This window comes from Streptomyces coacervatus (assembly GCF_029223485.1).
In the GTDB taxonomy this organism is placed as follows: Bacteria; Actinomycetota; Actinomycetes; order Streptomycetales; family Streptomycetaceae; genus Streptomyces; species Streptomyces coacervatus.
Genome location: NZ_JARHTP010000029.1, coordinates 76,553 through 90,558 on the forward strand (window position 1 = coordinate 76,553; position 14,006 = coordinate 90,558).

The following is a 14,006-nucleotide window of genomic DNA, read 5'->3' on the forward strand; positions in this document are numbered from 1 at the left end:
CGATCTCCTTTGATCGAGTCACAACCACCGTGGAATCACAGGGAGTTCACCTGTGACATGAAGTTCTTCGCTGCCGTCCCGGCCGGTGAGCCAGGTGGCGAGGGCGTACGGCGGTCCCGAGACCGTGACGCCGGAGGACGGGGTGCCGAGTGCGACCGTCCCGAAGCCGTCGGCCGTGAGTTGAGCGCCGACGCCTTCGCCGATGCGGGCCGACATCCAGCCCGCCACGTCCTGCACGAGGGCCCAGGCCAGGTCGGGCGGGAGTGTCTCCATGCCGACGCCCACGTCCAGGTCGACCAGGTGGATCCAGACCTCGCGGGCCCGCAGCCAGGGCACCTGCGACGCCGGGATCTCGCGGCCCTGCCCGCTGACGACCGTGGCCGACCAGGCGTCGTCGGTCAGCGCCTCTGCGGCCTTGCGGAAGCGGGCGGCGGACTCCCGTACGTCCGTCCGCTGTTCGGCGAGGGGGCGGCCCGCGCCGGCCTCGATGTCGGCGCCACGCTGCTCGGGCGAGGCGTACATCGGCGTACGGATTCCGGTCCGTGCCCAGGTCAACAGGTTGACGAGAGCGTCGGCGTTGCGGGCGAGATGGGTGAGGAGATGGCCGCGGGTCCAGCCGGGCAGGGCAGACGGTTCGGCCACAGCGGTCAACGGCAGCGCGTCGACGGTCTGTTCAAGTCGCCGCTGTCCCTCCCCGACCCATTCGAGGACTCTCACGGCTTGTCCTCGACCACGGTGTTCACGCACTCCCCGAGGCCTTCAATGACAGTCCGCACGACCTGGCCGGGCTTCAGGAACACCTTCGGATCGCGCGCCGCACCGACCCCGCCCGGCGTCCCGGTGAGGATGAGATCGCCTGGCTCCAGCGTGGTGAACGTGCTGATGTACGCGGCGATGTCGGCCGGCGTGAACAGCAGGTCGGAGGTGCGCGAGCGCTGCATGACCTCGCCGTCCGCCTCGCAGCGGATCTCCAGGTCGGCCGCGTCGTCGATCTCGTCGCCGGTCACCAGCCAGGGCCCGGCCGGGGTGCTGGCCTCCCACGCCTTGCCCTGCAGCCACTGCGGGGTACGCCACTGCCAGTCCCGCATGGAGATGTCGTTGACGACGGTGTATCCGGCGATCGCGGCCGCCGCCTCTTCCTTGCCGGCCCGGCGGCGCAGTCGCGAGCCGATGACGAAGCCGAGTTCGGCCTCCCAGTCCAGTTGCTCCGTCTCGCCCGGATGGACGATGTCGTCGCGGGCGCCGAGGAGGACGTTGGCGAACTTGCCGAACAGGGCGGGATATGACGGCATCTCGCGGCCCATCTCCGCGATGTGGGTGCGGTAGTTGTGACCGACGCAGAAGATCTTGGCCGGGGTGGTGACGACCGGGGCGAGGTCGAGGGCGGCCACGTCATGCGCCGGGCCGTAGGCTGCGGCCGCGGCCGTACGCCAGTCGGGGCGACGCAGCAGGGCGGCGACGTCGGGGGCGCCGGTCTCCACGGCACGGTCGCCGTCGAGGCGGACGGCCGCCGTGCCGTCGGCGGTGCGGATGGTGGCGAGCTTCATGCGGTCGTGCTCCCGGTGGTTTCGGTGCGGTGGAGGTTCAGCGCCTCGTAGAGCGGCGCGTCGTTGAAGGTGAACAGGTCGAGCCGGGTGTCGGCGGCGATGGTCAGCGCGCACCAGGAGGGGACGGCGATCAGGTCGCCCTCGGACACCTCGGTCACCTGGCCGTCGAGGGTCACGGTGCCGCTGCCGCGGAAGACCTGCCAGACGGAGGAACCGACCGTGCGGCGGGTCGCGGTGGCCGTGCCCGGGCGCAGGCGATGCATCTCGGTGCGCAGGCTGGCGAGGGCGTCGCGACCGGTGGCGGGGTTGGTGAAGCGAATACCGGCGTGGCCGGGTTCGAGGACGCCGGGGTGTCCTTCGTCCTCCAGCTCCAGCTGGGCGGTGAGGGCGTCGTCGGTGTCGGCCCAACGGTAGGCCATGAGCGGGGAGTTGGGGCTCTCGGGCGCCGAGATGGGGCGCAGGCCCGGATGACCCCAGAGACGTTCGTTGCGCGACCGGGACGGGGTCGAGCGGTCCGAGACGCCGTCCTCGCCGAACTCGAAGAACCCTGCATCGAGTCGGTGCACGAGCGGGATGTCGAGGCCGTCCAGCCAGACCATCGGCGCGTCGCCGACGTGGTGGTGGCCGTGCCAGTGCATCGACGGGGTGAGCAGCAGATCGCCGGGGCGCATCTCGACCGCGTCGCCGTTGACGACCGTCCATACGCCCTGGCCCTCCAGGATGAACCGGAAGGCGCCCTGCGAGTGGCGGTGCGCGGGGGCGACCTCGCGCGGTCCGAGGTACTGGATCGCCGCCCACAGATTGGGAGTTGCATACGGCCGGCCCGGCAGGCCCGGGTTGGCGAGCGCGATCGCGCGGCGCTCGCCGCCGCGCCCGACCGGCACCAGGTCGCCGGCCCGGCGGGCGAGCGGGAGGAGGGTTTCCCACGGCCAGATGTGCGGGACGGCCTCGGGCTGCGGGGTGAGCGGCATGAGGTTGCCGATCTCGGTCCACAGCGGGATGAGACCTGCGGATGCGAAGCCGTCGTACAGCTTGCGCAGTTCGGGGTCCGTCTCCTCCGGGGCGATCACGGAGTCAGTGGTCATCTGGGGTTCCTTCGGCGTCGAGGCGGTGCGCGATGTCGGCGCGCAGGGCCTTCTTGTCGATCTTTCCGACCTTGGTGGCGGCGAGTTCGGGGACCGTCACCAGCCGGTCCGGGAACTTGAACCGGGCGACGCCCGCGCCCTCCATGACGTGGTGGATGTCGTCGAGGGTCACCGTGTGCCCCGGTTCCAGGACGACGTAGAGGCAGACGCGCTCGCCCAGTCGGTCGTCGGGCATCGCCACGGCGGCGGCACGGGCCACGCCGGGAGCCTGGTAGGCGAAGTTTTCGATCTCCTCCGCGGAGATGTTCTCCCCGCCCCGGATGATCATGTCCTTGTCGCGGCCCTCGACGACGAGGTTGCCGTCGGGCAGCAGCCGCACGATGTCGCCGGTGCGGTACCAGCCGTCGGCGGTGAAGGCGCGGGAGTTCTGTTCCGGGGCGCGGTAGTAGCCGCGCGGGGTGTACGGGCCGCGGGTGAGCAGCACTCCCGGGGTCCCGTCGGGGACCGGGTTGCCCAGTTCGTCGACGACGAGGAGCTCGTCGTCCGCGCACATGGGGCGCCCCTGGGTCGTGCAGATGACGTCTTCCGGGTCGTCCAGGCGTGTGTAGTTGAGCAGGCCTTCGGCCATGCCGAACACCTGCTGGAGGGTGCAGCCGAGTTCGGGGCGGATGCGGCGGGCGACGTGGTCGGCGAGCCGGGAGCCGCCGACCTGCAGAACACGCAGGGAGCTCAGGTCGCTCCCGGGATGTTCCTGGTGGTGGTCCAGCCAGCGCTGGGCGATGGCCGGGACCAGCGCTGTCGCGGTCACGCGCTCGCGCTCGACGAGCGGGAACGCCTTCTCCGGATTGGGCGAGCCGAGGACCACGCGGCCGCCGTTCAGCAGTGTGCCGAGCAGGCCCGGGCAGGCGAGGGGGAAGTTGTGGCCGAGCGGGAGGGCGGCGAAGTACACGGTGTCGGGGCCGAATGCGCAGACCTCGGCGCTGCGGCGGGCGTTGTAGACGTAGTCGTCGTGTGTCCGGGCGATGAGCTTGGGCAGCCCGGTGGTGCCGCCGGAGAGCAGGAAGACGGCGATCGAGCGGCTGTCGGGCCGATGGGCGTCGACGGCGGCCCGGTCCCCGGCCGTGGCTGGTGCGGCGCACAGCTCCCGCAGGTCCACGGCGTCGTCGCCGACCTTGTCGCCGAGGACGAGGACGTGCCGGAGCGTCGGCGAGTCCTCGGCGATCTCGAACGCCATCGCCCGGTGGTCGTGGCCTTTGAGGAGGTCGGGGACGGCGACGGCGACCGCCTCGCTGTGCTCGACCAGGTGGCCGACCTCGTGTCTGCGGTGTCCGGGCAGCGCCATCACCGGGATGACGCCGAGGCGCAGACAGGCGTAGGTGAGGATCACGAACTCGGCGGTGTTGGGGAGTTGCACCACCAGCCGGTCGTCCGGGTGGAGCCCGAGCGCGGCCAGCCGCAGCGCCACTGCGTCCGCCCGCTCGGCGAGTTGACGGTACGTCAGCCGCCGGTCGCCGTCGACGAGTGCGAGGGCGTCGGGAGTGGCGTCGGCGACGGTGTGCAGCCGGTCGCCGATCGTGTGGCCCTCCCAGTAGCCCTTGTCGGCGTAGCGCCTGGCGTACTCCTCGGGCCAGGGCACAGCGCCTTTGCTGCTCGGCCTGGACATGGTCGTTCTCCTTAGCGGTCCTGTGCGGGGGAAGCGGTGGGGACGATCACGGCGTCCAGGGCGATCAGTCCGTGGGCGGTGAGCCGCAGCGGGTTGATCTCGATCTCTGCGGTGCCGGGGCTCGCGGCGAGGGCGGCGGCCAGCGCGGACACGACCCGCCCGAACTCGGCGCGGTCGAGCTTCGGCCCGCCCCGCCAGCCGTCGAGCAGGGCGCGGGCGGCCAGGTCGCCGGGCATTCCGGCGGCTTCGGCGGCGGAGAGCGGGGCGAGCCGGATCGCCACGTCGGCGAGGGCCTCGGCGGCCGTGCCGCCCAGCCCGGCGAGGACTACCGGCCCGAACACGGGATCGCGGCGCACACCGAGCACGAGGTCGACGCCGGGCGGGGCCATGGCCTCGACCAGGTAGCGGCGGTCGGGTCCGATGGCGTCCAGCGCCGCGTCGAGTTCGTCGGGGGTGCGTACGCCCAGGTGGACTCCGCCGATCTCCGTCTTGTGCAGGATCGCGGCGTCGAGCACCTTGACGGCGACGGGCCCGCCGAGCAGGTGCAGGGCGTAGTGGGCCTCGGCGCGGGTGTCGCAGGCGACGCGTTCGGGGGTACGGATGCCCAGTTCCGCGAGAAACGTTTTGGCGGCGTCCTCGTCCAGCGGCCCGGTCGGCACGGAGGCGGTCGCCTCCTGCCCGGCCCCCTCGGTGGGCAGGGCCCGCTGCCGGGCATGCGCCACCAATGCCCGTACGGCGTTTGCGGCGGACGCCGGTCCGGTCAGTGCCGGAATCCCGGCCTTGTGCAGCCGCGCCCGCTGTTCGGCGACGTCCTCGGGCAGGCCTCCGACGATCACCACGGCCGGGGAGTCCGCACCGAGACCGGCGTCCTGCGCGGCCGAGGCCAGGTCGACGCTGTCCGGCTCGGTGAGGGCGTAGACGGCGAGCAGGTCCACCTGCGGATCCGTGGCCGTGGCGGCGAGGACGCGGGCGAAGGTCTCGGCGGGCCGGCCGGTGTCGACCGGGTTGCGCTGGTAGGTGAGCGGGGGCAGCAGTTCGCGCACGGCGTCCTGGGTGGCCGCGGCCAGCTCCGGCATGCGGATGCCGTCGGTACCCGCACGGTCGGCGATCAGCAGCCCGGGGCCGGCCTGGGCGGTCACGAGGCCGAGTCCCGGGTCCGGGTGGGGGCGCAGCTGGATGCGAGAGAGGGCGGTGAGTGCGTCCACCATCTCCCGCTCGTCGTCGACGACCACGGCCCCGGCCTGCCGCAGCGCGGCCCGTGTCGTGCGCCAGGAGGTGGCGAGCGCTCCGGTGTGCGAGCGGGCGAAGTCCCCGACGTCCGTGCGGCCGACGACCAGGGCCACGACCGGCTTGACGGCGGCGAGCAGCCGTACGGCCGCCACCAGCCGCGGCCCGTCCGGAACCGTCTCCAGATGCAGCGCCACGGCCGTCGTACGACCGTCGCCCGCGAGGTGCTCCAGGACGTCCGCGGCGGTGACGTCGAGGCCGGCCCCGAGGCCGACGCCGAGACTGATCCCGTTGCCGGCGGCGACCAGGTCGAACGCCAGGGCGTGGTTGACGCCGCCGCTGGCCGCGACCACCGCGATGTCCCCGGCCGGAAGCTGCCCGGCCGCGGGCACGAAGCTGGCCGTCAGGCCCAAGTGCGGGGCGAAGAAGCCGGAGGTGTTCGGTCCGAGCAGCCGCACCCCGGTGTCCTGGGCGACGCGGCGCAGTGCCTCCGCGTACGCCTCGCCCTCCGCACCGGCCTCGCCGAAGCCGCCGGCGCAGACCAGCGCGGCTCGGCAGCCGGCGGCGGCCGCCTCGGCCAGCGCATCCGCGCAGCCGGCCGCGGGCACGCACAGGACGGCCAGGTCGAGCCGTCCGCCGGTGTGTGCGGCGGCGTCGGCGACGGAGGCGTACACGCCCTCGCCGGGCTGCGGACGCCGGGCGTTGACCAGGGCGCGGGCGCCGGGGAAGGTAGCCAGCGAGCGGGCCATGGCGGCGCCCAGCTTTCCGCTCTGCCGCGAGGCGCCGATCACCACCACGCCCTCGGGCGCGAACAACGGGGTCAGGTGCGTGCTCATGCCTGCTCCCGCCCCACCAGGTCGGCGCGCCCGGACAGCAGCAGCGTCTCGGCCCGGTCGTCGTCCAGCCCGTCCTCCACGATCAGCGCGGGCACGCCGTGCACCAGCCGGATCTGTTCGGCGAGCAGGGACCGGGTGAGCGGGGTTCCGCCCTGTACGGCGACCAGTTCCGGGGGTGTGTCACCGGTCAAGGTGTCGCCCAACTGGTCGTAGATCTGCGGGAGTTGGGCCTCGCTGTCCGGTGCGGTGAGCCACAGCAAGCCCGCCTCGGTGCGCAATGCCGCAAGGTCGGCCCCGGTCAGCCGGCGCCCGGTGAACTCCCGCTCCCCCAGCCGCAGCGGCGTGTCCAAGGGCGCGTGGCCGTCGTGTGCGGCCCGCCAGTCCCGTACGACCTGGTCGACGAAGCCGGGATCGCGGCGCGCGATCCGCTCCTTGCCGATGCTGCGGGAGATGAAGTGGAAGGCGAACCGGGTCGGTTCGAACGCGTCGTGGTAGCGGCCGAAGTGCTCCCACCAGGACAGGCTCGGCCGGGCGGAGTTCTGGATCTTCTCCACGGAGGGCTGCCGAGCCGACTCGTACGCCTCCAGGGCGCCGGGCAGGTCGTCGCGGTGGGCGAGGAGGCTGTCGGCGAGGGCGACGGCGTCCTCCATGGCCATCTTGGTTCCGGACCCGACGGAGAAGTGCGCGGTGTGTGCGGCGTCGCCGAGCAGGACGACGTTGCCGCTGTGCCAGCGGTGGGTGCGCCGGGTGCGGAAGTTGCCCCAGCGGGAGTTGTTGACCAGCAGTTCACGGCCGTCGATCTGTTCGGCGAAGAGCTTCTCCAGGTACGCCTTGCTCTTCTCGTCGCTCGGGCCGGGCGGCTGCGCCGTGTCGAACTCGTCGAGACCCGCCCTGCGCCAGGACGCCTCGTCGGTCTCGACGATGAAGGTGCTGACGCTGTCGCTGATCGGGTAGCCGTGGACGGCGAAGGTGCCGTGCGGGCCGTGTTCGTGCACAAAGGTCAGGCCGTCGAAGAGGTAGTCCGTGCCGAACCAGATGAACTTCGCGGTCGCGACCTCCACCTCCGGCACGAGCACGTCGGCGAGCCGGTCGCGGAAGCGGGAGTTCGCGCCGTCGGCGGCCACGATCAGGTCGTAGCCGGCCAGCTCGGCCGGGTCGGCGGGGACCTCGTGGCTGAAGCGGAGCTCGACCCCGACCTCCTCGGCCCGCCGGTGCAGCAGCTGGAGCAGGGTCTTGCGGGTGATGGCCGCCATGCCGTTGCCGCCGCAACGGATCCGCTGCCCCTTCAGCCGTACCTCGATGTCGTCCCAGTGCCGGCCGTACTCGGCGAGAGCCGTGCGCAGGACGGGGTCCGCCGCATGGATCGCGGCCAGCGTCGCATCCGAGAACACCACGCCGAAGCCGAAGGTGTCCTCCGCGCGGTTGCGCTCGAAGACGGTCACCTCGACCGACGGATCGGCCTGCTTGATCAACGCCGCGAAGAACAGCCCGCCGGGGCCGCCTCCCACACAAGCGATCCGAGAAACCATGGCTCCTGCCTCCACCTCGAGTACAGGCCCAGACTCAGGCCCGAAAGCATCCTGTGTCAATGGATGTACGGGCGTCAATAATTTGTTGCGCTTTCTCTCGTCGTCGGATCCCCGGAATCCCTGCACCTCAGGGGTTTCCTCGGCTCGATCGGTCATCCTCGCGACGGCCGTCCGTGTGACATAGTCGGTTCCGTGAAGCCTCGATCGATCGTCTTCGACCTGTTCGGCGACTACGTCCGCTACCGCGGCGGCGCCGCCCGGCTGCGCACCCTCAGCACACTGATGGGCTGCTTCGGTGTCGGGGAGAGCACGGTGCGGGTGGTGCTGGCGCGCCTGCGCAAGGAGGGCTGGTTCGACGTCCGGCGCGAGGGCCGGGAGACGCTCTACGCCCTCAACAAGCGCAGCCTCCAGCTCCTCGACGAGGGCCGCTCACGGATCTTCGACCGGGCGCCGTCCGACTGGGACCGGCACTGGTACATGGTGATCTACTCGGTCCCCGAGTCCGAGCGTGCCGTACGCGACCACATCCGCAAGGAGCTGGCCTGGCTGGGCTTCGGCCCGCTGGCGCCGTCCACCTACGTCTCCCCGCACGACCGGCTGCAGCAGGTCCGGGAGAGGTTCGCGGACGAGCCGGCCGTACGCCTGGACACCCTGCGCTGCCAGTCCGGCGGGCTGCCCGTCGACCGTGAGATGGCGGCGCGCAGCTGGGATCTCGCCGCGCTCAACGAGGACTACCGGGAGCTGCTGCGGACGTATCGCGTCCGGATGCCGTCCTACCGGGCCGGGGCGCTTGGCCCCGAGGAGGCGCTGGTGGAGCGCATGCGGCTGACGTACGACTACCGCAAGTTCCCCTTCCGCGACCCGGATCTGCCGACCGAACTCCTCCCGGCGGGCTGGGTGGGCCATGAGGCGCACGAGATGTTCCTCGAGGCCCACGAACTCCTCGGCCCCTCGGCCGAGTCGTATTACGACGACGTGGCCGGCTCGCGCCCCGGCGCCCGGCCGTAGCGGTACGGCCCTAGCCCGGGTGGGTCTCCAGACGGCAGCAGCAGGACGCCTCGACGGGCACGTCCGCCGTCGCCGTGGCAATCTTCAGCTGCTGGGCGATGATCTGCGCCTCGCCGTGCTTGCCGAGCCGCACGAGGCATTCGTGGAAGCCGTGCAGGGCCCAGACGTTGGCGGGGTGCTGCTGGGCACGCGGCAGGGTGTCGTCGAGGCCCAGGTCGGCCCGGTAGACGGCCTCGGCCTGCGCTACCAGGCCCTGTTCGAGGAGCAGTGCCCCGTAGGCGTGCCGGGTGGGCTGCATCCAGCCCCACGGCTCGTCATACGGAAGACCGTCGTCCAGCTCGATGGACCGGCGCAGTGCCGCGAACGCCGCGTCGTGGTTTCCCTTGCGGTACTCCAGCTCTCCGTCCAGCATCGCCGAGGCGATCGCCAGGATGTCCGCGCAGGTGTTGTTGAACAGCATGCGAGTCTCCGGGACCCGGGCGACCGCATCATGGAAGAGCCGGCGTTCGGCCTCGGCCTCGTCGGTCCGGCCCGTGGCGGAGAACGCGACACCGCGCGCGTAGTGCAGCATCGCCGTGGTCACGCAGTACAGGCGGGCATCGGCCGGCATCGGAAGGCCGAGGATGTCGTCCCAGCGGCCGAAGCGGATGAGCACGTGCACCCGCATGGCGAGGAAGCCCTCCAGCCAGTCCGCCATCGGCGGGCTCTGCACCTGCAGCAGTTCCTCGGGCACGGCCGCTTCGAGCCGGTGCACCGTGTCGATCGCGTCCCGGAAGCGGCCGAGGAACATCGCACCGTAGATCTTGAAGTGGATGTTGTGGCACCGGTACAGGGTGTAGAAGTTCATCGCCCCGGCCCTGGCGTGGAACTTCTCGTCGGCCTCGATCGCCGTGGTGTTGTCGGAGACGACCCGGCGATAGTCGCCGCAGAGGACTTCCAGATGTGACGGCATGTGCTGCAGATGTCCGGCGTCCGGCATCAGACCGCGCAGCCGGTCACCGGCCGGCAGGGCGATCTCGGGGGTCGGGGACATCTCCATCAGGTGGATGTACATGTGCAGCAGGCCCGGATGCCCCGCGCCCGCCTCCGTGGCGAGCGCCCGTTCGAGCACCGCCCTGGCCTCGGTGGTGCGCGAGCCCGGAGCAGGTTTGCCGGTGCGGATGTCCCACAGCTGCCAGGGCGTGAGGTTCATCAGGGCGTCGGCGTACAGGGTGGCCACGTCGAGGTCGTCGGGGGCCAGTCGGCGGACGGCCCGCATGCTGTCGGCGTAGGCGCTGTTCCACACGGAGCACTCCTCGACGGCCCGGGCGCGCTGCTGCGGGTAGCGGGCGCGCAGGGCGTCGATGAGCGCCTGCTCGACAGGCGTGGCGCCGGCAGCCTTGGCGTGCGCGCGCTCCACGGCGGCGTGGGTGCGCTCCACCGTCCGGGCCAGGTCCTGTTCGTCGAAGAACTCCCAGGGTTTGTTGTAGTTGGGGCCGAGCGCGTAGGCCACACCCCAGTCGGCCATGGCGCAGCCGGGATCCGCCGCGGCGGCGGCCTCGAAGCAGCGCACGGCCTCTTCGTGGTTGAAGGCGAAGGTCCAGTTCAGTCCGCGGTCGAACCACATCTGCGCCTCGGACGACGAGGTCGTCACGCGCCGGCCGTGGCTGCCGAGGTCGTAGTAGTCCACCACTCACGAATTACCCCACACCGGCCATAACACACAAGTCCCACTCCGCACCTGACAGGTACAACGCAAAGGAATTGCATGGTCTAGACCAAGAAGCCGTCTGGTCTAGTCCAAAGCATGGACGCGGTCACGGTCCAGCAGGAAGCTGGGGCACTCCCCCACCCCCATCGGAGGCACACCGTGAGACGTCTTCGTGCATGTCTGGGCGCAGCCGCCGCCGTAGGACTCACCGCCGCAGGAACCACAGCCCTGGTGGCGGGCAACGCCTCGGGCGCGACCACCGCGCTCAGCAACCGCTGGTACGCGGCGGCCCCCTATCTGATGCCCCTCGACAACGACCCGCCGGACCCGGGCGCCATCATGGACGCCACCGGCCTCAAGGCCTTCCAGCTCGCCTTCGTCCTCGCCCCCAACGGCGGTGGCTGCTCCCCCACTTGGGGCGGTACCGCCCCGGTCTCCTCGGACACCGCCGTCCAGTCCCTCATCGACACGATCCGCGGCAAGGGCGGCGACGTGTCCGTCTCCATCGGCGGATACGGCGGCACCAAGCTCGGCCAGACCTGCTCGGACGCGGCGGCGACGGCGGCCGCGTACCAGCAGGTCATCACCAAGTACGGCCTGCACGCGATCGATTTCGACCTGGAGGAGCCGGAGTACGAGAACACCGCGGCGATCAAGAACGAGATCGGCGCCGCGAAGATCCTGCAGCAGAACAACCCCGGCCTGTACGTCTCCGTCACCACGGCCGGTACGGCCGACGGCACCGGCTGGTTCGGCAAGCAGATGCTGCTGGAGGCGAAGTCGCAGGGCTTCACGCCGAACAACTTCTCCATCATGCCGTTCGACGGCGGCTTCAACGGCGCGGCCTCGCAGACGAGCGCGCTCACCAACTTCAACTCCATCCTCCAGTCGACCTTCGGCTGGGACCAGGCGACGGCGTACGCGCACGAGGGCTTCTCCGGCATGAACGGCCGCAGTGACAGCGGCGAGATGTTCACGCAAGCCGACTTCCAGACCGTGCTGGACTACGCCACCGGCCACAACATGGACCGCTTCACCTTCTGGTCCCTCAACCGCGACCGCCAGTGCACCCCGCCCGACAACGGCGGGCGCACCTCCGGCACTTGCTCCAGCGTGGCGCAGAACTCCTGGGACTTCGCGAAGTACTCGGTGAAGTTCGCCGGCGCCACGCCGCCGTCCACGACTCCCACCCCCACACCGACGCCCACGCCGACACCCACCGCGTGCAAGGCCGCCTGGAGTTCGAGCGCCGTCTACACCGCCGGTGACGAGGCCTCGTACAACAAGCACAACTGGAAGGCCAAGTGGTGGACCCAGAACGAGACGCCGGCCGCCACCGACTGGGGCCCCTGGCAGGACGAGGGCGCCTGCTGACCGTCGTCCCCGGCTGAACCGGCCCGCCGGTTCACGGCGCCGTCCCCGCTACAGGTGGACGGCGCCGTCCGCCGCGCAGGCCCTCGCGGCCAGCCCCTCGGTGTCTCTGTCCGGCTTGAGCATCCGGGCGACGATCTCTGTGGTGGCCCGGTGCCAGTCACCGCTGCGACGCAGCATCCCGTGGTCTCCGCCCCGGACCAGCACCAGGCCGGCGCGGGCCCCGGCCTCCCGGGCCCTGCGTACGTAGTCCGCCGACTCGGCGGGCGGTGTCACGTGGTCGTGGTCGCCGTGCAGGACCAGCAGGCGCACGCCGTCGAGGTGGCGGGCGGAATCCTCGGGCGGGCACCACGGTGCCAGCGCCAGCACGCCGGACACCAGCGGGTGCGACGCGGCCCGCAAGGCCGCCCTGGCTCCCATCGAATGGCCCACGAGGACAGTGGGCACGGCTCCCGCCAGCCGCTGGAGTTCGTCGAGCGCCCGCAGCGCGTCTTGGGCGGGGTCGGCGTCGTTCCAGCCCCGGTGCCGGTAGCGGACCTGCCCGAGCAGGACGTCCGGGGGCGCGGACGCCGCGGCGGCCCGCAGGACAGGGTGCATACGGAGCGCGGCCAGCTGCCAGGGGCGCGCCGTCCGACGGCTCAGCTCGCTGCCGCCGTGCAGCGTCACGATCGCCCCGGCCACGGCCTCGGGCGGCGCGTGCCGCACGATCAGCGCGGACTCGCTGCGCTGCACTGCTCCTGCGTTCCTCACCTGTACGGCACCTCTCCGCTCCGGACGTCTCATCCTCCCCCGAAGATCCGGTGCGGCGCCGCGGAGGGGGCGCACGCGGTAGATCAGTGAGCCCTGTACGCGCCTCCACGCAGGTGGGGAAAATGCGCCATGCCCGCCTCCAAGTCGTCGAGAAAGCAGGTCGGCTCCCGTGCTGCTACGTCTGCCCGAGTCCGTGTCCGAAGCGCAGGAGTGCCTCGCCGAGGGAGCCGTACCCGTCGGCGGAGCGACGCTGATCTGGGCCGGCTGGCAACGCGACGGGTTCCCCGAACAGGCCATGTCGCTGCGCAGCCTGCCGGAGGCCAATGTCATCGGGCACGGAGCGCTGGGCGCCGCCGTGGTGCTGAACCGGGTCGACGAACGCGTGCCCGAGGTGCTGCGCCATGCGGCTGCCGCGGTGGGGACGGGAGCGGTGCGCCGGACGGCCACCGTCGGCGGCAACCTCGTCGGCAGCACGCTGCGCTGTCTGCTGCCCGCCGCGCTGGTCCTCAAAGCCCGGGCGACGGTTCTGGACCAGGACCGGGTCTACGAGACCGACCTCGCCGAGGTCCTGGCCAAGCACCACCTCCTGCTCAGCCTGCACTGGCGCGAACCGCTGGCCAGCAGCTACCGCAAGCTGCCCGGCGACGCGGGCGGCCCACCGCCGTTCGTCGTCGCGGCCGCTGTGCACGCCCAGGGCGGCGGGCCGGACCGCCTGCACGTCGCCGTCCGGGACGGCTACGACGTACTCACGGACGATGTCCCCTGCCACGCCGGGACCGAAGCGGCGATCGGCGCTCTGGGGGACACACCGGTCGGCACACTCCACTCGGCGGCGTGGGAAGCCGTGTGCGAGCACGTCACCCATCTGCTGGCTCGCCCCGACAGCCGGTGACATGGGTGAACCGCTCGGCGGCGTCCGAGAGTTCGCGTTCGCGCTGCGGGTCGTAGGACTCCTGCGACGACCGGGTCACCCGGCTGCGGTCGAGGTAGGAGCCGGTGGGTGCCGGGGTCGTGCCCAGGGCGAGGGCCGCGAGGTGACGGCCCGCGGTCGTGCGGCCGGTGGCGAGGGGGGTGAGGGTCAGCGCCGGCAGGATGCGGCGCACGGCGAACCGGGAGACGGTGCCGACATTGCGGGCGAGGTCGGTGCCGGGGACGAAGCCGGGGTTGTAGGCGAGGACGTCGATACCGGCCGGCAGGCGGCGGGCGTACTCGTGGACGAGATGGATGGCGGCCAGTTTGCTCGTCGAGTAGGCGGTGCTGCCGGCGGTCGTCGTGTCCGGGTCGGGGAAGGCGGACAGGC

12 protein-coding genes are annotated in these 14,006 nt (G+C 71.7%); 3 read left to right on the forward strand and 9 right to left on the reverse strand.

Going from position 1 to position 14,006, the window contains the following annotated elements; translation table 11 throughout:
- Nucleotides 1-18: 18 nt before the first annotated feature.
- The 6 genes from P2Q00_RS46110 to P2Q00_RS46135 are packed head-to-tail and all read right to left on the reverse strand — an operon-like array spanning nucleotide 19 to nucleotide 7,887.
- The gene (locus P2Q00_RS46110; RefSeq protein ID WP_275780845.1) at nucleotides 19-717 is read right to left on the reverse strand and encodes a maleylpyruvate isomerase family mycothiol-dependent enzyme; all 699 of its coding nucleotides are present in this window, start codon (nucleotides 715-717) and stop codon (nucleotides 19-21) included.
- The gene (locus tag P2Q00_RS46115) at nucleotides 714-1,547 is read right to left on the reverse strand and encodes a fumarylacetoacetate hydrolase family protein (protein ID WP_275780847.1); all 834 of its coding nucleotides are present in this window, start codon (nucleotides 1,545-1,547) and stop codon (nucleotides 714-716) included. Before P2Q00_RS46115 ends, P2Q00_RS46110 begins: the two co-directional genes overlap by 4 nt.
- Nucleotides 1,544-2,632 carry a cupin domain-containing protein gene (locus P2Q00_RS46120; protein WP_275780849.1) on the reverse strand — a complete coding sequence of 363 codons (1,089 nt, stop codon included), beginning with the start codon at nucleotides 2,630-2,632 and terminating at the stop codon, nucleotides 1,544-1,546. Before P2Q00_RS46120 ends, P2Q00_RS46115 begins: the two co-directional genes overlap by 4 nt.
- On the reverse strand, nucleotides 2,622-4,295 hold the full coding sequence (locus tag P2Q00_RS46125) for a (2,3-dihydroxybenzoyl)adenylate synthase (protein ID WP_275780850.1): 1,674 nt from the start codon (nucleotides 4,293-4,295) through the stop codon (nucleotides 2,622-2,624). Before P2Q00_RS46125 ends, P2Q00_RS46120 begins: the two co-directional genes overlap by 11 nt.
- An 11-nt stretch (nucleotides 4,296-4,306) precedes the next feature.
- Nucleotides 4,307-6,358 (reverse strand): acetate--CoA ligase family protein, encoded by a 2,052-nt coding sequence (locus P2Q00_RS46130; protein ID WP_275780852.1) that lies wholly within the window; start codon nucleotides 6,356-6,358, stop codon nucleotides 4,307-4,309.
- Nucleotides 6,355-7,887: an FAD-dependent monooxygenase gene (locus P2Q00_RS46135; protein WP_275780853.1), complete on the reverse strand. Its 1,533-nt coding sequence runs from the start codon at nucleotides 7,885-7,887 to the stop codon at nucleotides 6,355-6,357. The genes P2Q00_RS46130 and P2Q00_RS46135 overlap by 4 nt, the downstream gene beginning before the upstream one ends.
- Before the next feature lie 192 nt (nucleotides 7,888-8,079).
- Between P2Q00_RS46135 and P2Q00_RS46140 the strand changes: the two genes are divergently transcribed.
- Nucleotides 8,080-8,895 carry a PaaX family transcriptional regulator gene (locus P2Q00_RS46140; RefSeq protein WP_275780854.1) on the forward strand — a complete coding sequence of 272 codons (816 nt, stop codon included), beginning with the start codon at nucleotides 8,080-8,082 and terminating at the stop codon, nucleotides 8,893-8,895.
- A 10-nt stretch (nucleotides 8,896-8,905) separates the two neighbouring features.
- Here the strand turns inward: P2Q00_RS46140 and P2Q00_RS46145 are convergent, their stop codons facing one another.
- A complete protein-coding gene (locus P2Q00_RS46145; RefSeq protein ID WP_275780855.1) occupies nucleotides 8,906-10,564 on the reverse strand; it encodes a tetratricopeptide repeat protein in 1,659 nt (552 codons plus the stop codon).
- A 180-nt stretch (nucleotides 10,565-10,744) separates the two neighbouring features.
- Here P2Q00_RS46145 and P2Q00_RS46150 point away from each other — a divergent pair, with 180 nt between their 5' ends.
- Nucleotides 10,745-11,959: a carbohydrate-binding protein gene (locus P2Q00_RS46150; RefSeq protein WP_275780857.1), complete on the forward strand. Its 1,215-nt coding sequence runs from the start codon at nucleotides 10,745-10,747 to the stop codon at nucleotides 11,957-11,959.
- Between the two features lie 48 nt (nucleotides 11,960-12,007).
- Here P2Q00_RS46150 and P2Q00_RS46155 read toward each other — a convergent pair whose 3' ends face one another.
- Nucleotides 12,008-12,706: a dienelactone hydrolase family protein gene (locus tag P2Q00_RS46155; protein ID WP_275780859.1), complete on the reverse strand. Its 699-nt coding sequence runs from the start codon at nucleotides 12,704-12,706 to the stop codon at nucleotides 12,008-12,010.
- A 169-nt stretch (nucleotides 12,707-12,875) separates the two neighbouring features.
- Here P2Q00_RS46155 and P2Q00_RS46160 point away from each other — a divergent pair, with 169 nt between their 5' ends.
- Nucleotides 12,876-13,598 (forward strand): FAD binding domain-containing protein, encoded by a 723-nt coding sequence (locus P2Q00_RS46160; RefSeq protein WP_275780860.1) that lies wholly within the window; start codon nucleotides 12,876-12,878, stop codon nucleotides 13,596-13,598.
- On the opposite strand, the gene P2Q00_RS46165 is transcribed toward P2Q00_RS46160, so the two are convergent.
- Nucleotides 13,564-13,809, reverse strand: coding sequence for a hypothetical protein (locus tag P2Q00_RS46165; RefSeq protein WP_275780861.1), 246 nt, complete (start codon nucleotides 13,807-13,809; stop codon nucleotides 13,564-13,566). The genes P2Q00_RS46160 and P2Q00_RS46165 overlap by 35 nt on opposite strands.
- Nucleotides 13,810-14,006 lie beyond the last annotated feature (197 nt).